Genomic DNA, 20,218 nt, shown 5'->3' on the forward strand with positions numbered 1-20,218 from the left:
TTCGTGGGTCGACGGGCGTCAGCGCACGCCGCGGATGCGGGACACCGAGGCGATGCCGAGCAGGCCGACGACGGCACCGGTGATGAAGAAGCCGCTGTAGCCGCCGGTCAGGGCGATCACACCGGGGGCGGCGGCCGGGACGATCGACTGCGGCAGGGCCTGCGCGATGTTCACCACGCCGAGGTCCTTCGCGTTGTCCTGGTCCGAGGGCAGTACGTCGGTGATGAGCGCGAGGTCGACCGCGTAGAACACGCCCATGCCGGCGCCCATGACGAACTCGCCGACCAGGACCATGCCGAGCGACGGAGCGAGTGCGATGAGCACGAGACCGACGACCCCGACGATGCCGGCGACCGCGACGAAGAGCTTGCGGCGTCCGAGCCTGTCCGACAGCCAGCCGGCGACGAGCGAGGTCAGGACGATGCCGACGACGTTCCACAGCGTGCCCTGGAACACGGCGTTCGCGAGGTTCGACGCGTTCACGCCGATGTCGTCGCGCAGGAAGTAGGTGAGGTAGCTGACCGCCGTGTACTGCGCGGCGACCATCATGAAGCGGGTCAGCCAGGCCCAGCCGAGGTCCGGGTGCTTCACGGGGTTGAAGACGAACGAGCCGAACAGCTGCCCGATGCCCAGACGCGAGCTCGGACGGTTCGTCAGGACGCGGTCACGGAAGACGAGCGCGTAGATCACGACGACGATCGACCCGATGGCCCCGGGGACGATCATCTGCGTCGCCGAGGTCGAGAAGAGCTGCACGAGGAACGTGCCGCCCACCAGGGCGAGGTTCTGCGCGAGGCCGAGCAGCGCCGCGACCCGACCGCGCTGCGAGCGCGTGACGTGGTCCGGCATGACGGCGGTGAGCGCCGCGATCGTGGCGTTGTAGGCGATCTGCGCGACACCCCAGCCGATCACGAGCACGACGGTGGACGACGTCGTCGCGACGACCACGAGGGCCGCGAACCCGACCACGGTGCCACCGATGATCCACGGACGACGCATGCCGAGCCTCCCGGCCGTCCGGTCGCTGAAGCGACCGGCCAGGGGGTTGGCGACCATCGCTGCGAACGCGCCGATCCCGAGCGCCAGGCCGAGCACGCCCGCCTGGTTGTCCGGCGCGATCTCGGCGACCTTGAGCGCCATGGCGACGAGCACCGGCGGCAGCAGCGCGATGAACAGACCGAACATCGCGATCGGCATGCCGAGCGTGTACATGAGCGGCGCACCTCGACCGCGCGTGGGCGCGACTGCGGTCGGGGTGTCGGAAACGGTCAGGGCGTCGTTGGCCACTGCAACCTCCATCGGGTACGCCACCGTCGTCGGTGACTCGCACGCCTTCTTCGGCGGCTCACGTCACCGTACCACCAAAACCAATTAGCACTAGGTTTTCTGCGTGGACTCCGGGCGGTACAGTCCTGCCATGGCACGACGGGGTTCGTACGCGAAGGGCATCGCGAAGCGTGGGGAGATCCTCACGACGGCGCTCGAGCTCGTCGCGCAGCAGGGCTTCCGGCGCACGAGCATCAAGGACATCGCCGACGCCGTGGGGCTCACCCAGGCCGGGCTGCTGCACTACTTCGACTCGAAGGACGAGCTCTGGGTCGAGATCCTCCGCCGACGCGACGAGATCGACAACGCGACGGACTGGCACACCTCCGACCCGGCCGAGCTCCTGGCGGCGATCGTCCGGCACAACACCGAGGTCCCCGGGCTCGTGCAGATGTTCGTGAACCTGTCCGCCGCAGCCGCCACCGACCCGGAGCACCCGGCGCACGAGTACTTCCGACAGCGGTACGAGAACTCCCGGCGCGACCTCGCCGCGGACTTCCGGACCATGCAGCAGGAGGGCCGGCTCCGCCCGGACGTCGACCCGGAGCAGCTCACGAGCGTGCTCCTCGCCATCTCGGACGGCATGCAGATCCAGTGGCTCTACGACCCGACGCGCGACATGGCGGAGCACGTCGAGTTGGTCGCGCGGCTCGCGATCGCGCAGGCGGTCCCCTCCTCCTAGCCTGGGCCCACACCGCCGGTTCCGGACCGACGCGCCAGCGACGGGCCGGCCGTGCCGGTGGAGAGAGGGACGGCGCGCGTCCGACGGACAGGTACCGCCAGTGCCTGGTTGCGTCCAGGGCACGCACGGCAGGATGGAGATCCCGACGACGATGTGGAGCGACGCGATGACGCGTGTAGTGGTGACCGGTGGCAGCGGCAAGCTCGGACGAGCGGTGGTGCGCGACCTCGACGCGCACGGGTACGACGTGGTCCTGCTCGACCGCGTCCCCTCCCCCGACAAGCCCGAGCGGGTGCAGTTCGTGCGCACCGACCTCGGCGACTACGGGCAGGTCCTCGGCGCCTTCACGGGCGTCGACGACCGGTACGACCACGTCGACGCCGTGGTGCACCTCGGCGCGATCCCGGCCCCTGGACAGGTGCCCGACGTCGCCCTGATCACGAACAACGTCACGGCGTCGATCAACGTCTTCCACGCCGCCCGTGCCGCGAAGATCAAGAACCTGGTGTGGGCGTCGAGCGAGACCCTGCTCGGGATCCCGATGGGCGAGCACCACCCGCCCTACCTGCCCGTCGACGAGGACTTCGCGGTCCGCCCGAAGTCGTCGTACTCCCTCGGCAAGGCCGTCGAGGAGGAGATGGCCCGCCACTTCACCCACTGGGACCCCGAGCTGAAGATGATCGGCCTGCGGTTCTCGAACGTGATGGACGAGACCGACTACCCGGCGTTCCCGTGGGACGCCACCCCCGAGGCGAAGACCTTCAACCTGTGGTCGTACATCGACTCACGGGACGGCGCCCAGGCCGTGCGCAAGGCCGTCGAGGCCGAGCTCACCGGGTTCGAGGCGTTCGTGATCGCCAGCCCGGACACCGTCATGGACACCCCGACGATCGAGCTCGTCGACCGGTACGTGCCGGACATCGAGCGTCGTGCGGACATCGACGGCGTCAGCTCACTGCTGTCCTCGGAGAAGGCCCGCGAGCTCCTCGGCTACGCGCCCGAGCACAGCTGGCGCGACCACCGCGCCTGACCTCAGGCCCGGGGCGCCAACAGCCCGTCGAGCACGAGGTCACGGGCCGCCGGCAGCAGGTCCGCGGCGAGCGCGTGCTCGTCGACGCCCGTGATCTGCGCGAGCGCCCCGACGATCGCGGCCACCGACAGGTCCCCGTCGCACGCACCGACGAACGCGGCGAGCGCCGTGTCGGCGTCGACACGACGACCGAGCCCACCGCCCTGCACGAGGGTCATGACGGTGGGGTCGTCGTTGCCGGGCCAGTAGTGGCGCTCCTCGGTGACGTCGCCGGCCACGACCAGGTGCGCCGATGCGAGCGCGACGTCGTCGTGGGCGGCCAGCCACGTGGCCGCGTCGAGGGCGCGCGCCACCGTCGCGCCGAGCCCCGCGGGGTTGGAGCCGAGCGCCTCGGGGACGCGCTCGAAGCGGCGGAGGTGCGCCGTGCCGCTCCCCACGGGCTCGGGCTGTGGCTTCCGGACCACGACGTAGCCGAAGCCGACGCCGGTGACGCGACGGTCCTGGAAGTCGTCGAGCCAGGCGTCCACCAGGTCGTCGAACGCGTCCGTGCCGGGCTTCGTACCGCCGTCGCGGATCCAGGTCTCGGCGTAGGCGGCGGGGTCCTGCCGCTCCCGCTCGAGCACCCACGCGTCGAGGCCACGTCCGTCGGCGTCGGCGTCCTCGAACCAGGAGCGGACGCGATCGAGGCCGTCGACGCCCCAGTGGTACTCCCAGTTGCCGAGCAGCTGCGCGGTCCCGCCGGGCTCCAGGTGGTCCGTCAGCCCGCGGAGGACCGTCTCCACCAGGGCGTCGCCGACCATGCCGCCGTCGCGGTACTCGTACGAGGGCACGCCCTCGCGGCGGGGCGTGATGACGAACGGCGGGTTCGACACGATGCGGTCGAAGCGCTCCCCCGCGACCGGTTCGTACAGCGAGCCGTACCGGAACTCGATCCCGTCGACGCCGTTGAGATCCGCGTTGAACCGGGCGATGTCGAGGGCACGCCGCGAGATGTCGGTCGCGACCACCTGGTCGGCGAAGCGCCGGGCGTGCAGGGCCTGGATGCCGCAGCCGGTGCCGAGGTCGAGCACGCGGCGGACGGGCACGGGCACCTGCAGGCCGGACAGCGTGGTGGTCGCACCGCCGATGCCGAGGACGTGCTCCTCCCCGAGGGCCGTGCCGAGTGCGAGCTCCCCGAGGTCGGAGACGATCCACCAGCTGCCGGCGCCGAGGTCGTCCACGAAGGCGTACGGGCGGAGGTCCACGGTCGGACGGACGACCTCGTCGTCGTCGTCCGCCCGGACCAGCCCGGCAGCGGCGACGGCCGGCACTCCGGTCGTCGCGAACGCACGATCAGCGTCGGCCCGCGGGACCGGGAGCCCGAGCACGAAGAGCGTGGCGAGGGTGGTGAGCGCCGTCGTGTCCCGAGCGGCGAGGGCACGGAGCGCGGCCACTCGGGAACCCCGGTGCAGCGACGCGGCGGCTTCCGCGCCCCACAGTGCGTCGACCCGCTCGACCGTGAACCCGGCGTCGGTCAGGTCCTGGCGCAGCGCATCGGTGACGGCAGCGTCCGCGACGATCGTCGGCAGGGTGTGGGCGTCGGTGGCGCTCACGCGGGGACGTCCTCGCGCATGAGCGCCGCGGGGACCTGCCACGCGAACACCAGGTCGAGCAGGCCCGGGAACCGCGCTTCCACGTCGTCGATGCGGACACGGCTCGAGCGGGTGAGGCCCTCCTGCTGCTGCTCGAGCAACCCGGCCTCGCGCAGGACGCGGAAGTGGTGGGTCAGCGTGGACTTCGGCCGGTCGATGCCGACCCACCCGCAGCTGCGGATGCCGCCGGCGGCGTCCACGAGGTACCGGTGCAGGATCGCGAGCCGGATGGGGTCGCTCAGGGCGTCCATGACGACGGGGAGGTCCATCTCCGCCACGGACGGTTGCGGCAGGTGTTCGGGGGCATCCACGGGCGCGGGCATGGACGGGACGCTACCACCGTTCGGCTCGTAGTACGACTTGCGTCGTACAGCATGACTCGATACTGTACGACTCTCTTCGTACTGTCCCGTTCGCAACGGAAGGTGGCGCACATGGCGCAGTCAGCTCGCTCGGTCGCCGGGTTCTGGATCCTCGCGGCGATGCTCCTGGTGTCCGTCGCCTCGTCGGCGGTCCCCTCGCCGATCTACCCCGTCTACGCAGCAGAGTGGCACCTCACGCCGCTCATGCTCACCGGCGTGTTCGCGATCTACGTCGCCGGCCTGCTCGCGAGCCTGCTGGTCGCCGGTCGCCTGTCGGACCACGTCGGCCGCAAGCCCGTGCTCGTCGTGGGCGGACTCGGGGTCGCGCTGTCCCTCGGGCTCTTCGCGATCGCGGACGGTGTCGGCGCACTCATCGTCGACCGCATCGTCCAGGGTGTCTCCGTCGGACTGCTCATCGGCGCCCTCGGAGCCGCCCTCATCGACAACTCCCTCGAGCGTTTCCCGAACCTCGCCGGCGTGCTGAACGGTGTCATCCCGCCGATCGCCCTCGCCACCGGCGCCATGTCGAGCGGTGCCCTCGTGCAGTGGGGTCCCGCTCCGGAGCAGCTCGTCTACGTCCTGTTCGGATCGCTCCTCGTGCTCATGGTGATCGCGCTCGTCGTCGTCCCCGAGCGGGTCACCCGACGCCCCGGTGCCCTGCGCTCCCTCGCGCCGCGCATCAGCGTCCCCCGGTCCTCGCGCCGCCTCTTCCGCAGCGTCGCCGGCTCCCTCGTCGCGAGCTGGGCCCTCGGCGGGATGTTCCTGTCGCTCGTCCCCTCCGCACTCGGCGCGGTCTTCGGCATCACGAACCACTTCGCCGCCGGGGCACTCATCGCCGTCGTCACCGGCGTCGGTGCGCTGACCGGACTCGCGACGCAGCGGATGGACGCCCGCCGAGCGGTCATGGTCGGACTCGTCGCCCTGGTGCTCGGGCCGATCGTCACCGTCGCGTTCGTGATGGCGCACTCCCTGCCCGGACTGGTCGTCGGCAGCGCGATCGCCGGCGTCGGCTTCGGCGCCGGGTTCCAGGCACCGCTGCGGATGCTCCTCGCCACCGCAGCCCCGACGCACCGCGCCGGACTCCTGTCCACGATCTACGTCGTGAGCTACCTGGCGTTCGGCGTCCCCGCCGTCATCGGCGGCCTGCTCGAGCCGACGGTCGGCCTCGTGCCGGTCATCGCCGGGTACGGCGCGTTCATCGTCCTCGCCGCCGCGGTCGCCCTCGTGCTGCAGCTCGTGTCGCGGGACGCCGCCGTGGTGGAGGAACACGCCGCCGAGGTCCTCGAGCGCACCTGCACCGGCACGATCCGGGTGGCATCCGCCGACTGACCGCGGCACGGCCGGCACGGCCGGCCGATGGCCGGTCCCGCAGTGTGCGAGGTTCCGACCACCGTGCGACGCGCATCGCCCCGCACACTGCGCGGAACCTCGCACACTGCGTGGCCGTCCTCGCACACTGCGTGGCCGTCCTCGCACACTGCGTGGCCGTCCTCGCACGGTGCGAGGGCGCGCGGCCCGCAGCGCGCGTCAGTGGCCGGGACGCGGGCGCTTGCGGACGCCGACACCGCGGCGGGCGTCGGCGTGTGCCGCATCGACGTCCGCCTTGCCCCGGTCGGCAGCGTTCCGCAGCCACTGCGGCCCGTGCGCCTTCGCCCAGTCCCAGAAGCGGTGCAGCTGCGCCCGGAGCCACGTGATGATCTTGTGGAAGAAGTGGAACTCGCTCGCGAGGATCGTCAGCCCGATGAACACCACGAGCCACCCCGGCCCCGGCAGCGGGACGAGGATCAGCCCGATCACGACGACCAGCCCGCCGACGATCCCGACCAGCACCTTGTAGAAGAGGTGCAGGTGCGGCCGGGCGTGGATCCAGGCACGGACGTCGTGGAACCACTGGAACCGACGGTGCGGCGCCTCGGCGTGTTCGACCGCGTCGGTCCGGTCGTTCGGGTCGCCTTCCATGTGCGGAAATGTAGGGCGCGCGGCTGGGAATCCGCGGCGCACGCGGTGGACGCGCGGTGCGTTCCGGACTGGAGGCGCGGGGCAGGGACGACCCGTGCCTCCCGTCCGTCAGGTCGTGACCGTCTGCAGGCCCGTCACGCGTGGGCGACGCACGTCGCGGCCCACGGGACGGCGTCGAGCCGGGCCTCCGGGATCGGCTCGCCGCCGACCGCGCAGCGCCCGTAGGTGCCGGCGTCGAGCCGCGCGAGCGCGGCGTCCACCAGCCGGAGTCGCTCGCGCGCGTCGTCGCGGACGGCACCGAGCGAGCCGCGCTCCCAGGCGAGGGTCGCACCCTCCGGATCGTGCTCGTCGTCGGAGTTGGCGTCCTGCCGGGCGTCGCTCACGTCCTGCATGCTCCGCTCGACGTCGGCCAGGAGGCGCTCGTTGCGGGCGCGTTCCGTCTCGAGCGCCTGCCGAGGATCGTCCATGCCGGACACCGTAGTCGTCTCGGAATGGGCGCGCGGTCGGATGCGTTCGTATCGACATGACGAAGATCGGGTTCCTGTCGTTCGGACACTGGCGCGACGTGCCGGGCTCCAAGGTGCGCAGCGGCCGCGAGGCCCTCGTGCAGGCGATCGACCTCGCCGTCGCGGCCGAGGATGCCGGCGTCGACGGCGCCTACTTCCGCGTCCACCACTTCGCGCCGCAGCAGGCCGCGCCGTTCCCGCTGCTCTCCGCGATCGCCGCACGGACCAGCCGCATCGAGATCGGCACCGGCGTGATCGACATGCGGTACGAGAACCCCCTGTACATGGCGGAAGAAGCGGCAGCCGCCGACCTCATCTCCGGCGGACGACTGCAGCTCGGCGTCTCCCGTGGTTCACCCGAGACCGCTCTCGCCGGTTACCAGCAGTTCGGGTACGTGCCGGACGCGTCCGACGAGAACGGTGGCGACATGGCGCGGGCGCACACCGACGTGTTCCGCCGCGCGATCGCCGGGGAACCGATGGCGAACGCGAACCCGCAGATGACCGGCTCGGTCGGCTCGCTGCCGATCTCGCCACTGTCCGAGGGACTCGGCGACCGCATCTGGTGGGGTGCCGGGACACGGGCGACCGCAGAGTGGACCGCCGAGCAGGGCATGAACCTCATGTCGTCGACCCTGCTCACGGAGGACACCGGTGTGCCGTTCGACGAGCTGCAGGCCGAGCAGATCGCACGCTTCCGGTCGACCTGGGAGCAGATGGGGTGGGAGCGGACCCCGCGGGTCTCGGTCTCGCGCAGCATCATCCCGATCATCGACGACGAGTCGCGGCACTACTTCGGCGTCCGGGCGCAGGTCGAGGGGCAGGACCAGGTCGGGCACCTCGACGGCGGCCTCGCCCGGTTCGGTCGCTCGTACATCGGGTCGCCCGAGGACCTCGTGGCGGAGCTCGCAGCCGACAAGGCCGTGCGGGCGGCGGACACGGTGCTCGTCACGGTGCCGAACCAGCTCGGCGTCGACTTCAACGCGCGGCTGCTCGCGTCGGTGAAGGACGTCATGCGCGAGGTGGACGCGGCACCGGTCCCCGCCTGAGCCGCTACGGTTCCGACATGGGTGTCACGCTGGCCGGCTCCGAGATCCTGCACCTGGACGCGACACAGATGTGGGTGCAGACGACCCACTTCGCCGTGTCCGACGCGACCGACGACCGCACGGTCCTCGCGGAGATGCTCGCCGCCGACGGCTACGGCCACGACTACGCATCACCCTTCGGCGGCCGGAACACCGACGGACCGGTGCCGGTGCACGGCAGGTGGACGCTCGCGAGCATCACGCCGACGTCGTTCGAGCCCGCGGATCCCGACCGCGCCGGCGACGTCCTGCGCACCTGGGCGACGGTCCAGAACTGGACCGATCCGGAGTTCACCCTCACGAGCGAGACCCGCTCCGAGCTCGATCGCGTCATCGGCACGCTCCGTCGTGGCACCCTCCTGCGCCTCGTGCACCCGGGCGACGAGCACGAACACGGCTACGGGTGGGTCACGGGAGACAAGGGCTTCCACGAGTACGTCGTGATCGACCGACCGCACGATCGCGTCTCGGTCGTGGTCGCGTCCGACGACTGACGCGCTGGTCCCCCTTCCTGCTGACACCCGGCCTGGGACTGTGGCCGGTTTCCGCACTCCCGTAGCGTCGAGGGGCACCATCCACCGCACCTCGAGGAGCTCCCCGTGACGCTGCCGGCCGCCGGCTGGTTCCCGGACCCGCAGGACGCCAGTCGCCTGCGCTGGTGGGACGGTCACGCCTGGGGAGCCGCCACGCGAGCGCTGCCGAGCCGTACCGAGCCCATCGTGCCGGTCGTCGTCGCACCGGTGGGACCGTCGTTCTCGGTGCAACCGGCTGCCGTCCGGACGGGGTCCTGGGCGTCGGGCGGCTCGGGCGTGCACCGGTTCAGCGCGTTCTCGTCGCTCGCCGTCCTGTTCGCCGCGCTCTCGATCGTCATGAACCCGTGGGGCGTGTGCAGCGCCGCCGCGATCGCCACCGGCTTGCTCGCGGTGGTGTGGCCGGGCGCGACCGGCGGCTGGCGCGTCCTGGCCCGGAGTGCTTCGGCGAGCGCCCTGGTCGTCGCGGTGGCGACGGCCGCCGTGGCCGCGTCGTCGCAGTTCCACCTGTTCTGACGGACGCGCACGGGTCCCGAGACCGGTTCGCGAGCGCGCGCACCCGACCGTTCCTGCTCACGGAGTGCGCCGTGCCCGTGGGTGCGCCGTCTGGTACACGTCCCGGAGCATGTCCGCCGTGACCATCGTGTAGATCTGGGTCGTCGCGACGCTCGCGTGCCCGAGCAGCTCCTGCACGACACGGACGTCGGCCCCACCCTCGAGCAGGTGCGTCGCGAACGAGTGCCGGAAGGTGTGCGGCGACACGTGCTCGGCCAGTTCGGCGCGCGACGCCGCCGCCTGGATCACGAGCCAGGCGCTCTGCCGGGACAGCCGCGCACCCCGGGCACCGAGGAACAGCGCCGGCGTGGAGGCACCGCGTGCCGCGAACACCGGACGCGCCCGCACGAGGTACGCGTCGACCGCCGCCCGGGCGTAGCTGCCGAGCGGGACGACGCGCTGCTTGTTCCCCTTGCCGGTGACCTTCACCACGGAGAGTTCCCCGCCGGAGTCCGACAGTGTCGTGACGTCGTCGACCGACAGCCCGACGGCCTCGGAGATCCGCGCACCGGTGGCGTAGAGCAGCTCGAGGAGCGCCTTGTCCCGCAGGCCGACGAGATCGTTGGCCACGCCGTCGGCAGAGCCGGTCGACGCCGCTGCGAGCAACCGCTCCATGTCGTGCACGGAGATCGCCTTCGGCAGCCGCATCGGTGCCTTCGGCGGACGGACGGATGCGCCCGGGTCGAGCTGCAGCCACCCCTCCCCCGCCGCGAACGCCGTGAACGAGCGCACGGAGCTGAGCATCCGCGCGACCGATCGCGGTCCCAACGGACCCGACGGCCGGGTGGCCAGGTACGTCACGAAGCCGGCGAGGTCCGCACGGCAGATCCGACCGACGTCCTCGAGGACCGCCGACCCCCCGGCCCGGTCGGCTCCGTCCGAGTCGACGACCGGGGCAGCGGCGATCCAGGACGCGAACGTCCCGAGGTCCCGCCGGTACGCCGACAGGGTGTGCTGCGACAGTCCCCGCTCGATCGCGATGTGCCGCAGGTAGGTCTCCGTGGCACGGTCCAGGGGCATCACCCCGACAGGCTAACCGGCGCGCCGCTCCGCAGCGTCCACCGCGAGCACGGCCACGACGAGCCCGGAGTTGTGCAGCCGACCGTCGAGGATCGCGTCCACCAGCTCGGCCCGCGGCACCCAGCGCTTCACGATGTCGGCTTCCTCGGCCTCGCGGTCGAAGGCCGTGGCGGTCGGCCGGACACCCCGGGCGCGGTAGATCTGCAGGAACTCGTCGCTCCCACCGGACGACGTGTTGTACGTCACGAGCGGTTCCCACTCGTCGGCCTCGAGGTCGGCCTCCTCCGCCAGCTCCCGCTTCGCCGCGGTCAGCCGGTCCTCGCCCTCCATGTCGAGCAGGCCGGCCGGCAGCTCCCAGTCGCGCACGCGGACGGGGTGCCGGTACTGCTGGATGACGAGGACGCGGCCCTCGGAGTCCTCGGCGTACACGGCGACGGCACCCGTGTGGTCGATGTACTCCCGCACCATCGTGTCGTCGTGGTACGCGATCGTGTCGCGTCGGACGTCCCAGACCGCCCCCTCGTAGACGACGGTGGAGTCGGTGACCTCGAAGGAGGCTGGTTCGTCGGAGAGAGGCGCGTCAGTCACGCGACCATCCAAGCACGGGCCGCTGACGCGACCGCAGACGGACTGGAGGCGCGGTGCCAGCTGGCACCGTCCCTCCAGGCACGGCCGTCACCCCGCTGGCGCGGTGCGCCGGTACCGGCTGGCGGGGCCCACCTCCAGTCCGATCGTGGCTGGGCTGCGCTTACGCGACCTGCTCCTCGTTCTGCGGGTCGAAGAGGCTGGACGCCTCGTGCCGCGTGATCGCGGCCTCGACGAGCCCCGCGAACAGCGGGTGCGCGTTCGTCGGACGCGAGCGCAGCTCCGGGTGCGCCTGCGTGGCAATGTAGAACGGGTGCACGTCGCGCGGCAGCTCGACGTACTCGACCAGGGTGCCGTCGGGCGAGGTGCCCGAGAACACCAGGCCGGCGTCGGCGATCTGCTGGCGGTACGTGTTGTTCACCTCGTAGCGGTGACGGTGCCGCTCGGAGGCCTCCGCGGCGCCGTAGAGCTCGGCGGCCAGCGACCCGTCCGAGAACGTCGCCGGGTACAGGCCGAGGCGCATGGTGCCGCCCAGGTCGCCACCGGCGATGATGTCGACCTGCTCCGCCATGGTCGCGATGACCGGCGTCGTGGTCTCCGGGTCGAACTCGGTGCTCGACGCGTCCGTGAGGCCGGCCTCGTGCCGGGCGTACTCGATGACCATGCACTGCAGGCCGAGGCACAGGCCGAGCGTGGGGATGCCCTGCTCACGCGCGAAGCGCAGCGCACCGAGCTTGCCCTCGATGCCGCGCACGCCGAACCCGCCGGGGACGCAGATGCCGTCGACGTCGCCGAGGTGCTTCGCAGCACCCTCGGGCGTGGTGCAGTCGTCCGACACGACCCACTTGAGCGTGACCTTGGCGTTGTGCGCGAAGCCACCCGCACGGAGCGCCTCGGTGACCGACAGGTACGCGTCCGGGAGGTCGATGTACTTGCCGACGAGGGCGATCGTGACGTCCTTCTTCGGTTCGTGCACCGCGTGCAGCACCGGCGTCCACGCCGTCCAGTCGACCGCGCCCGCGTCGAGGTGGAGCGCGTCGACGATGACCTGGTCGAGGCCCTGGTTGTTGAGCAGCGTCGGGAGGTCGTAGATCGACGGGACGTCCACCGCGTTCACCACGGCGTCCTCGTCGACGTCGCACATCAGGGCGATCTTGCGCTTGTTCGCGTCCGACACCGGGCGGTCGCTGCGCAGCACCAGGGCGTCGGGCTGGATGCCGATCGAGCGGAGCGCGGCCACGGAGTGCTGCGTCGGCTTGGTCTTCTGCTCGCCCGAGGCGTTCATGAACGGCACGAGCGAGACGTGCACGAAGAACACGTTGTTCCGGCCGAGCTCGTGGCGCACCTGGCGTGCCGACTCGATGAACGGCTGCGACTCGATGTCACCGACCGTTCCGCCGACCTCGGTGATGATGACGTCGGGCTGCGGGTCGTTCTGCGCCTGCTCGCGCATCCGCCGCTTGATCTCGTCGGTGATGTGCGGGATGACCTGCACCGTGTCGCCGAGGTACTCGCCGCGACGCTCCTTGGCGATCACCGTCGAGTACACCTGGCCGGTGGTCACGTTCGCGGCCTGCGACAGGTTGATGTCGAGGAAGCGCTCGTAGTGCCCGATGTCGAGGTCCGTCTCCGCACCGTCGTCGGTCACGAAGACTTCGCCGTGCTGGAACGGGTTCATGGTGCCCGGGTCCACGTTGAGGTACGGGTCGAGCTTCTGCATGACGACCTTGAGGCCGCGTGCCGTGAGGAGGTTGCCGAGGCTGGCCGCTGTGAGGCCCTTGCCGAGAGACGAGACGACCCCGCCGGTCACGAAGATCTGCTTCGTCACCTTCGGGGTCGCGTTCGAGGAATTGGTTCCGCCGCTGAGAGTGTCCGCCACGGGATTCCATCGTACGTCAGAACTGCCGGGAGGCGCGACCTCGGTTCGCCGTGGGCGTTGCGTCGGGCGTGTGGCCGGGTTCGCGGGCCGTGGTCGGCCCCGCCGGTCGGCTGGCCGTCAGGCCTTCTGCCCGGCGACGTCCAGCAGCTCGCGCGCGTGCTCGATGCCGCTGGCGCTGTCGCCGAGGCCGGACAGCAGTCGCGCCATCTCCTGCAGACGGTCCTCGCCCTCGAGCCGACGCACGCTCGACGACGTGACCGCACCGCTGGCGTCCTTCACGACGTTGAGGTGGTTGTTCGCGAACGCCGCGACCTGCGCCAGGTGCGTCACGACGATCACCTGCGTCCGCTCCGCGAGCTTCGCCAGGCGCCGGCCGATCTCGATCGCAGCCGCACCACCGACGCCCGCGTCGACCTCGTCGAACACGAAGGTCGGGACGGTCGTGGTGCCCGCCATGACGACCTCGATCGCCAGCATGACGCGTGAGAGCTCCCCGCCCGATGCGCCCTTGCTGATCGGCCGCGGATCCGTGCCGGAGTGCGGCTGCAGCAGGATCGACACCTGGTCGCGTCCGTGCCGGCGGTACTCGCCCGCGTCCGACACCTCGACCACGAGGGACGCACCGGCCATCGCGAGGGTCTTCAGCTCCGCCGTGACGCGCTTCGCGAGGTCGTTCGCGGCCTTGGTGCGCGCCGTCGTCAGGTCGGTGCCGGCGGACTCGAGTGCCTGGAAGTCCTGCTCGACGGCCTGCTGCAACGTGGCGATGCGGTCGTCGTCGCCGTCGAGCTCGAGCAGCCGGTCGCTCGCCCGCTGCCCGTACGCGATGACGTCGTCGATCGTGTCGCCGTACTTCCGCGTGAGCCCGGCGAGCAGCGCCCGACGCTCGTTGATGAGCTCGAGGTCGTGCCCCGCGTCCGGTTCGAGGGACCCGAGGTAGCTCGACAGGCTCGCCGAGGCCTCGGTGGCCTGGATGCCCAGCTCGGTCAGCTGTTCGAGCACCGGCTGCAGTTCGGCGTCGGAGCCGGCGACGCGTTCGATCGCGCGGCGAGCGGACTCGACCAGCCCGACGACGTCGTGCACGCCGTCGAGGGACTCGCTCGACAGCGCCTCGTGCGCGAGCCCCGCCGACAGTCGGAGTTCCTCGAGGTTCCCGAGCCGCTCGGCACGCTCGGCGAGCTCGGCGTCCTCGCCCGGCTGCGGATTGGCGGCCTCGATCTCGTCGGACGCCGCGCGGATGCGTTCGGCCTCGGCCACGCGGTCGTCGCGGTCCCGGGTCAGCGTCTCGAGCTCGCCGGCGTGCTGCTGCCAGGCGTCGTACGCCGTGACGTAGCGCTGCAGGGCCTTCTCGAGCGCCGCACCGCCGAACCCGTCGAGGGCGGCACGCTGCGCGGTCGCCGAGGTCAGGCGGATCTGGTCGGACTGGCCGTGCACCGTCACGAGCTGGTCGGCGAGCTCGCCGAGCACCGCCACGGGAGCGCTGCGGCCGCCGACGGTCGCACGGCTCCGGCCCTCGGCCGACACCGTGCGCGTGAGGATGAGTTCGCCGTCCTCGACCGCGCCGCCGGCGTCCTCGACGCGTTCGGCGACGGCGTCGTGCTCGGGAACGTGCCAGCGGCCCTCCACGACGGCGCTCGAGGCACCACGACGGACGGAACCGGCGTCGGCACGTGCACCGAGCAGGAGGCCGAGCGCGGTGACGATCATCGTCTTGCCCGCACCGGTCTCGCCCGTCACGACGGTGAACCCGGGTCCGAGCTCGAGGGTCGTCTCACCGATGACCCCGAGGTCGGAGATCTGGATCTCCTCGATCACCGGACGTCCTCGCAGCCGTCGGAGACCACGATGCTGCGCCCACCCACGCCGATCACAGGGTGTCCTCGTCGTCCGTCTGCGGTCCGCGCCACCCGGCGACGGGCAGCTGGAACTTCGCGACGAGACGGTCGGTGAAGGGAGCGTCCTTGAGACGTGCGACGCGCACGGGGTCCTGCGACCGCCGCACCTCGACGCGCGCGCCGGGCGGGAGGTCGTGGGTCCGCCGGCCATCGCACCACAGCACGCCGACGCCGCTGGTTCGCCGCAGGACCTCGATCGCGAGGGTGCAGTCCGGCCCGACCACGATCGGCCGGGCGAAGAGGGCGTGCGCGCTCAACGGCACCATGAGCAACGCGTCGACGTCCGGCCAGACGATCGGGCCGCCGCCGGAGAACGAGTACGCCGTCGACCCGGTCGGCGTGGACACGACGACACCGTCGCACCCGAACGACGACAGCGGACGGCCGTCGACCTCCGTCACGACCTCGAGCATGCGCTCCCGCGAGGCCTTCTCGATGGTGGCCTCGTTCAGCGCCCACGACGAGTAGACGACCTCGTGCCCGACGACCACGTCGACCTGCAGCGTGACGCGTTCCTCGACGTGGTACTCGCCGGAGAGTGCCCGCTCGACGGTCGCCCGCAGGCCGTCCCGCTCGCTCTCGGCCAGGAACCCGACGTGGCCGAGGTTCACCCCGACGATCGGTGCCCCGGTCCCCCGGACGAGTTCGGCCGCACGCAGGATGGTGCCGTCGCCGCCGAGGACGATGACGATCTCGAGCTGGTCGGACTGGACGTCCACGCCGAGGATGTCCACCTGTCCGACCGACGCCTCGGCCCGCCGGATGTCGGCGTACTCGTCGAAGGGCATCACCGGGACGAGGCCGGCAGCGTGCAGGAGGTCGCAGACCTCGACCGCAGCGTCGATGGAGTCCCGTCGGCCCGTGTGGGACACCAGGAGGATGTGCCGGTCGTCGCTCATGCTGTCCCTTCCGCCAGTGCCGTCGCGCGGTCGATCCATTCTGTCGGATTGGCACCGACACCACGCTGGAAGCGCGCCAGGTACTCGTGGTTGCCGTGGGTGCCGACGATCGGGGACGCTGCGACCCCGGTCGTACCGAGCCCGAGGTCCCAGGCGGCCCAGAGCACGTTCATCAGGGCGTCGCTCCGCAGCGCGGGGTCGCGCACGATGCCCTCGCGGACACCACCGCGACCGACCTCGAACTGCGGCTTCACGAGCAGGACGAAGTCGTCGGCCGGCACGGCCTCGGCCAGGGCGGGCAGCACGATCCTGAGGGAGATGAAGGACAGGTCGCCGACCACCAGACTGGTCTCGCCGGCCGCCGGGTCGAGCGCCGCGTAGTCCTCGGCGGTGAGGTTCCGCGCGTTCACGCCCTCGACGACCGCGACACGGGAGTCGAGTGCGACGACGGGGTCGAGCTGCCCGTGACCGACGTCGAGCGCCACGACGCGACGGGCACCGCGCGACAGGAGCACCTGGGTGAACCCGCCCGTGCTCGCGCCCACGTCGAGCACCACGCGGTCGGTCGGGTCGACGCCGAACGTGTCGAGCGCGCCCACGAGCTTGCGCGCCGCCCGGGAGACCCACTCGTCCTCGGTGTCGACCTCGATCGCTGCCGCCGGCTGGACCGCGGCAGAGGGCTTCACGACCGCGGTCCCGGAAACCGTCACGCGGCCGGCCTGGATCAGCTTGGCGGCTGCCGTGCGGGACTTCGCGAGCCCGCGCGCGGCCACGAGGGCGTCGAGCCGGACGGGCGACGAGACCTGTCCGACCACGGAGTCGTCAGGCACTCGCGGTGCCACCGCTCTCGAGCCGGGTGCGCAGCTCGTCGTGGAGTGCGGAGAACGCGTCGGCGCGATCGGGCAACGGGAGTGCCTCGACCGCAGCGGTGCGCTGGGCGAAGTCGTCGGGTCCCTGCTCGTCGTTCGGCACGTGGCCCACGCTACTCGCCGCCGTACAGCTTCGGGTCGACGTCGAGGCCGTAGATCGCCAGGCCGGACTCCCAGATGAGTGCTGTCCCCGCACGCAGCAGGTCGATCGCGTCGCCGTCGTCGAGCACGCGCACGACGTGCCCACGCATCGCGACCGTGACGTCGCCGACGGTGGCGTACCGGGTGCCGTCCGGGTCCTCGCGCCGGATGGTCACCGGGTACGGCTCGGACAGGCCACGCAGGTCGGCGAGGATGTACGTGGGACGCGAGCGCTGGTCTGCCGCGAGGACCTGCTTCGCCTTGTCGATGCCGGTCAGCACGAGGACGCTCGGGATGCCGGCGTCGTTCGCGCCCTTGATGTCGGTGTCGAGTCGGTCGCCGATGAACAGCGGGTGTTCGCCGCCGAACCGGGCGACGGCCGCGTCGAAGATCGGTCGCTCGGGCTTGCCCGCCACGACCGGCATCCGGCCGACTGCCTGGTGCACGGCGGACACGAGCGTGCCGTTGCCGGGCGCGATGCCGCGCTCGACCGGGATCGACCAGTCCATGTTCGTCGCGACCCAGGGGATCTCCGGGTCGGCGAGGGCGAACGAGGCCTCGGCCAGGTGCGTCCAGCCGAGGTCGGGCGAGAACCCCTGGATGACGGCTGCCGGGGAGTCCTCCGCACTCGTCGTCACGGTGAAGCCGGCGGCCTCGACGATGCTGGTCAGCCCGAGGCCGCCCGTGACGAGGACCGTCGAGCCCGCGGGGACGAGGGTCTCGAGCAGACGCACGCCCGCCTGCGACGAGGTCACGACGTCGTCCTCGGAGACCTCGAGCCCGTAGCGCTCGAGGTGCTCCGCCACGTCGACCGGACGCCGCGAGGCGTTGTTCGTGATGTAGCCGACACGCGCGCTCAGCGAGGCCCGGGTCAGCGCCTCCACCGCGTGCGGGATCGCGTTGCGGCCGCGGTACACGACGCCGTCGAGGTCTGTGAGGACGACGTCCACACCGTCCGTCGGCGGCTTCGGCACGTCAGTTCGCTGCGGAGCCGTCGACGTCGGTGGGGTTGTCGTCGTCGAGTTCGCCGGGCTCGTCGCCTGCGGGTTCGTCGTCGTCGGGCTCGTCCCCGAGGGGCTCGTCGGCGAGTTCGGCGTCGGGCTCGTCATCGACCGCTCCTGCGAGCTCGTCTCCTTCGACTTCGAGCGTTTCCTCGACCACATCAACTGTCTCCCAAGCGTTCTCGTCGGCGACCTCGGCGAGGGCCTCGGCAGCGCGATCGACACGGGCCCACCACTCGTCGGCCTCGTCCTGACGGCCGAGCTCCTCGAGCGTGGCCGCGTAAGCACTGTAGAGGGCCGGGGACCAGGTGTACGCAGTGGACGGGTCGAGCTGTGGAATCTCCAGCTCGCCGAGTGCGGCTGTGGGGTTCCCGAGGTCGAGGCGGGCGCCGGACATGGCGATCGCCAACTCGACCTGCACGGGGGTGTCCAGCGCGGCGCGGTCGACGGACCGCCCCAGTTCGAGCGCGCGTTCCGGTCGGCCCAGGCCGCGCTCGCAGTCCACCATCATCGGCAGCTGGTCGTTGCGACCCGAGATGCGTCGGTAGGTGCGCAACTCGCGGAGCGCGGTGGCGAAGTCGCCGAGTCGGTACGCGGTGATCGCGGCGGTCTCCCGCACGACCCCGACGCGACCGGCGCGACGAGCGGCGCTCAGTGCGTGCTGGTTCGCGGTCTCCGGATCGTCGTCCACGAGCATCGCGGCGGCGACGAGGTGTCGTGCCACCCAGTCGGCGTTGTCCTTGCTGAGGGTCTTCAGCTCGGCACGAGCGACCTTGTCGAGGTCACGCGCGTCGATCTCCTCGGGGATCTCCGGGTCGTCGTGCCGCGGGCGGATCGACTTCGTGCCGTACGGGTCGCGGTCCTCCCAGTCGTCGCGCGAGGACTCGCCGAACCGGGCACCGGCGTGACGGCTGCCGTCCCCGAAGCGCTGCCGGTCGTCGCGGCCGCCGCGGTCACGGTCGGAACCACCGCGGAACGGCCGGTCACCATCACGACGCGGACGATCGCCGTCGCGAGCCGGACGGTCCGAACGGAACGGGCGGTCGCCGTCGCGACGGGGACGGTCACCGTCACGAGCGGGACGGTCGGAACGGAACGGACGGTCACCGTCACGACGCGCACGATCGTCGTTGCCGCGGAACGGCCGGTCACCGTCACGACGCGGACGATCGCCGTCACGGGCCGGACGGTCGGAACGGAACGGACGGTCACCGTCACGACGCGGACGATCGCCGTCACGCGCCGGACGGTCGGAACGGAACGGACGGTCACCGTCACGACGCGGGCGGTCGGAGCCACCGCGGAACGGACGGTCCCCATCGCGACGCGGACGGTCACCGTCACGAGCCGGCCGATCGGAACGGAAGGGACGGTCGCCGTCACGACGGGGTCGGTCACCATCACGCGCGGGACGGTCCGACCGGAACGGACGGTCGCCGTCACGGCGCGGACGGTCGTCGTTGCTCCGGAAGGGGCGGTCACCGCCGCGAGGACCATCACCACGCGGCGGCCGGCTGGAGTCGTCACGATCGCCGCGCCAAGCGGGTCGACGTCCACCATCGCGCAACGACCGGTCGCCGTCACGGAACGGACGCCCGCCGTCGCGCGAGGAGCCGCCGCTCCGGGCGGGGCGATCGCCGTCACGACGAGGGGCGTCCCGACGCTCCCCCTCGCGACGTTCGAAGTCACGAGGACCGGACGACCAGCGGTTCCCGCCGTCGCGTCGAGGACTCCGGTCGCCGTCACGGCGAGGTCGGTCTCCGCGGTCGCCGTCGTTCCGCCGCTGATCGTCGTCGTTCGCCACCGTTGCTCCTCGTTGCGTGCCCGAGCTCGTGCCCGGGCGATCGTCCGCTGTGTCGTTGTGTTGGCGCCGCATCGGTCACCCGTCGCTCGTCGTCCAGTCCATCACGAACCGGCGCACGAGTCGAGTGCCCCACGGCAGAAACAGAAGTAGCCACCGGCCTCCCGAGAACGAGGGTCTCCCCTGCGAGTTCTCGATGGAGGGCCGATGGCCACATCTTCTATCTACGTTAAGTCCGGCGGCGTCCTACTCTCCCACAAGGTCCCCCTTGCAGTACCATCGGCGCTGAGAGGCTTAGCTTCCGGGTTCGGAATGTGACCGGGCGTTTCCCTCTCGCTATGACCACCGGAACACTGTCGACCATGATCTGGTCTCAAACATGTTCTCAGCTGTAGCTGAAGTATTCAGTTTGATTCCCGATCGTCTGTCGGGAACCACAAAGTGGACGCGAGCCCCACACCG

The 20,218-nt window shown here is 71.4% G+C and carries 21 protein-coding genes and 1 rRNA gene; 6 read left to right on the forward strand and 16 right to left on the reverse strand.

The features are described from left to right. Positions 1–18: 18 nt before the first annotated feature. A complete protein-coding gene (locus CRP27_RS08925; RefSeq protein WP_255257502.1) occupies positions 19–1,287 on the reverse strand; it encodes an MFS transporter in 1,269 nt (422 codons plus the stop codon). 130 nt (positions 1,288–1,417) lie between these two features. Here CRP27_RS08925 and CRP27_RS08930 point away from each other — a divergent pair, with 130 nt between their 5' ends. Beyond that, the gene (locus CRP27_RS08930) at positions 1,418–2,008 is read left to right on the forward strand and encodes a TetR/AcrR family transcriptional regulator (RefSeq protein ID WP_097180284.1); all 591 of its coding nucleotides are present in this window, start codon (positions 1,418–1,420) and stop codon (positions 2,006–2,008) included. Positions 2,009–2,141: 133 nt separating this feature from the next. Next, positions 2,142–3,038: an NAD(P)-dependent oxidoreductase gene (locus CRP27_RS08935; RefSeq protein WP_255257503.1), complete on the forward strand. Its 897-nt coding sequence runs from the start codon at positions 2,142–2,144 to the stop codon at positions 3,036–3,038. 2 nt (positions 3,039–3,040) lie between these two features. Here the strand turns inward: CRP27_RS08935 and CRP27_RS08940 are convergent, their stop codons facing one another. Together CRP27_RS08940 and CRP27_RS08945 are read right to left on the reverse strand one after the other, a co-directional pair. After that, complete coding sequence (locus CRP27_RS08940) at positions 3,041–4,630, reverse strand: methyltransferase (protein WP_255257504.1); 1,590 nt, start codon at positions 4,628–4,630, stop codon at positions 3,041–3,043. Beyond that, positions 4,627–4,992 carry a helix-turn-helix transcriptional regulator gene (locus CRP27_RS08945; protein ID WP_079237136.1) on the reverse strand — a complete coding sequence of 122 codons (366 nt, stop codon included), beginning with the start codon at positions 4,990–4,992 and terminating at the stop codon, positions 4,627–4,629. Before CRP27_RS08945 ends, CRP27_RS08940 begins: the two co-directional genes overlap by 4 nt. Positions 4,993–5,103: 111 nt before the next feature. Here CRP27_RS08945 and CRP27_RS08950 point away from each other — a divergent pair, with 111 nt between their 5' ends. Further along, positions 5,104–6,360, forward strand: a complete 1,257-nt coding sequence (locus CRP27_RS08950) for an MFS transporter (protein ID WP_097180285.1) — start codon at positions 5,104–5,106, stop codon at positions 6,358–6,360. Positions 6,361–6,558: 198 nt separating this feature from the next. Here the strand turns inward: CRP27_RS08950 and CRP27_RS08955 are convergent, their stop codons facing one another. Both CRP27_RS08955 and CRP27_RS08960 read right to left on the reverse strand, forming a co-directional pair. Continuing rightward, positions 6,559–6,990, reverse strand: a complete 432-nt coding sequence (locus CRP27_RS08955) for a TIGR02611 family protein (RefSeq protein ID WP_097180286.1) — start codon at positions 6,988–6,990, stop codon at positions 6,559–6,561. A gap of 134 nt (positions 6,991–7,124) precedes the next feature. Continuing rightward, the gene (locus tag CRP27_RS08960) at positions 7,125–7,457 is read right to left on the reverse strand and encodes a TraR/DksA C4-type zinc finger protein (RefSeq protein ID WP_097180287.1); all 333 of its coding nucleotides are present in this window, start codon (positions 7,455–7,457) and stop codon (positions 7,125–7,127) included. Positions 7,458–7,507: 50 nt separating this feature from the next. Between CRP27_RS08960 and CRP27_RS08965 the strand changes: the two genes are divergently transcribed. The 3 genes from CRP27_RS08965 to CRP27_RS08975 all read left to right on the forward strand — a co-directional run bounded on the left by CRP27_RS08965 (position 7,508) and on the right by CRP27_RS08975 (position 9,630). After that, entirely contained in the window at positions 7,508–8,545 is a 1,038-nt protein-coding gene (locus tag CRP27_RS08965) for an LLM class flavin-dependent oxidoreductase (RefSeq protein ID WP_097180288.1), read from the forward strand. Between the two features lie 17 nt (positions 8,546–8,562). Then, on the forward strand, positions 8,563–9,078 hold the full coding sequence (locus tag CRP27_RS08970; RefSeq protein WP_097180289.1) for a hypothetical protein: 516 nt from the start codon (positions 8,563–8,565) through the stop codon (positions 9,076–9,078). A gap of 105 nt (positions 9,079–9,183) precedes the next feature. Next, positions 9,184–9,630 carry a DUF2510 domain-containing protein gene (locus CRP27_RS08975; protein WP_097180290.1) on the forward strand — a complete coding sequence of 149 codons (447 nt, stop codon included), beginning with the start codon at positions 9,184–9,186 and terminating at the stop codon, positions 9,628–9,630. Between the two features lie 57 nt (positions 9,631–9,687). Here CRP27_RS08975 and CRP27_RS08980 read toward each other — a convergent pair whose 3' ends face one another. From CRP27_RS08980 to rrf, 11 genes are all read right to left on the reverse strand, one after another. Next, complete coding sequence (locus CRP27_RS08980) at positions 9,688–10,689, reverse strand: site-specific tyrosine recombinase XerD (RefSeq protein ID WP_097180291.1); 1,002 nt, start codon at positions 10,687–10,689, stop codon at positions 9,688–9,690. 12 nt (positions 10,690–10,701) lie between these two features. After that, positions 10,702–11,277 (reverse strand): NUDIX hydrolase, encoded by a 576-nt coding sequence (locus CRP27_RS08985; protein ID WP_097180292.1) that lies wholly within the window; start codon positions 11,275–11,277, stop codon positions 10,702–10,704. A 160-nt stretch (positions 11,278–11,437) separates the two neighbouring features. Continuing rightward, a complete protein-coding gene (locus tag CRP27_RS08990; RefSeq protein WP_097180293.1) occupies positions 11,438–13,153 on the reverse strand; it encodes a CTP synthase in 1,716 nt (571 codons plus the stop codon). A 117-nt stretch (positions 13,154–13,270) separates the two neighbouring features. Continuing rightward, positions 13,271–14,965 (reverse strand): DNA repair protein RecN, encoded by a 1,695-nt coding sequence (gene recN, locus CRP27_RS08995; RefSeq protein WP_097180294.1) that lies wholly within the window; start codon positions 14,963–14,965, stop codon positions 13,271–13,273. A gap of 52 nt (positions 14,966–15,017) precedes the next feature. Continuing rightward, positions 15,018–15,944, reverse strand: a complete 927-nt coding sequence (locus CRP27_RS09000) for an NAD kinase (protein WP_097180295.1) — start codon at positions 15,942–15,944, stop codon at positions 15,018–15,020. Continuing rightward, entirely contained in the window at positions 15,941–16,774 is an 834-nt protein-coding gene (locus CRP27_RS09005; protein WP_255257505.1) for a TlyA family RNA methyltransferase, read from the reverse strand. Before CRP27_RS09005 ends, CRP27_RS09000 begins: the two co-directional genes overlap by 4 nt. After that, entirely contained in the window at positions 16,767–16,916 is a 150-nt protein-coding gene (locus CRP27_RS18215; protein ID WP_167590898.1) for a hypothetical protein, read from the reverse strand. Before CRP27_RS18215 ends, CRP27_RS09005 begins: the two co-directional genes overlap by 8 nt. A 10-nt stretch (positions 16,917–16,926) precedes the next feature. Further along, positions 16,927–17,928, reverse strand: coding sequence for an HAD-IIA family hydrolase (locus CRP27_RS09010; protein ID WP_255257506.1), 1,002 nt, complete (start codon positions 17,926–17,928; stop codon positions 16,927–16,929). Between the two features lies 1 nt (position 17,929). Next, positions 17,930–18,679 (reverse strand): hypothetical protein, encoded by a 750-nt coding sequence (locus CRP27_RS18475; RefSeq protein ID WP_255257507.1) that lies wholly within the window; start codon positions 18,677–18,679, stop codon positions 17,930–17,932. Between the two features lie 29 nt (positions 18,680–18,708). Then, entirely contained in the window at positions 18,709–19,644 is a 936-nt protein-coding gene (locus CRP27_RS17980) for a hypothetical protein (RefSeq protein WP_217990711.1), read from the reverse strand. Between the two features lie 345 nt (positions 19,645–19,989). Then, positions 19,990–20,106, reverse strand: a 5S ribosomal RNA gene (gene rrf / locus CRP27_RS09015). Positions 20,107–20,218 lie beyond the last annotated feature (112 nt).

Origin of the sequence: Curtobacterium sp. 314Chir4.1 (assembly GCF_900215175.1) — a bacterium.
Taxonomy (GTDB): Bacteria; Actinomycetota; Actinomycetes; order Actinomycetales; family Microbacteriaceae; genus Curtobacterium; species Curtobacterium pusillum_A.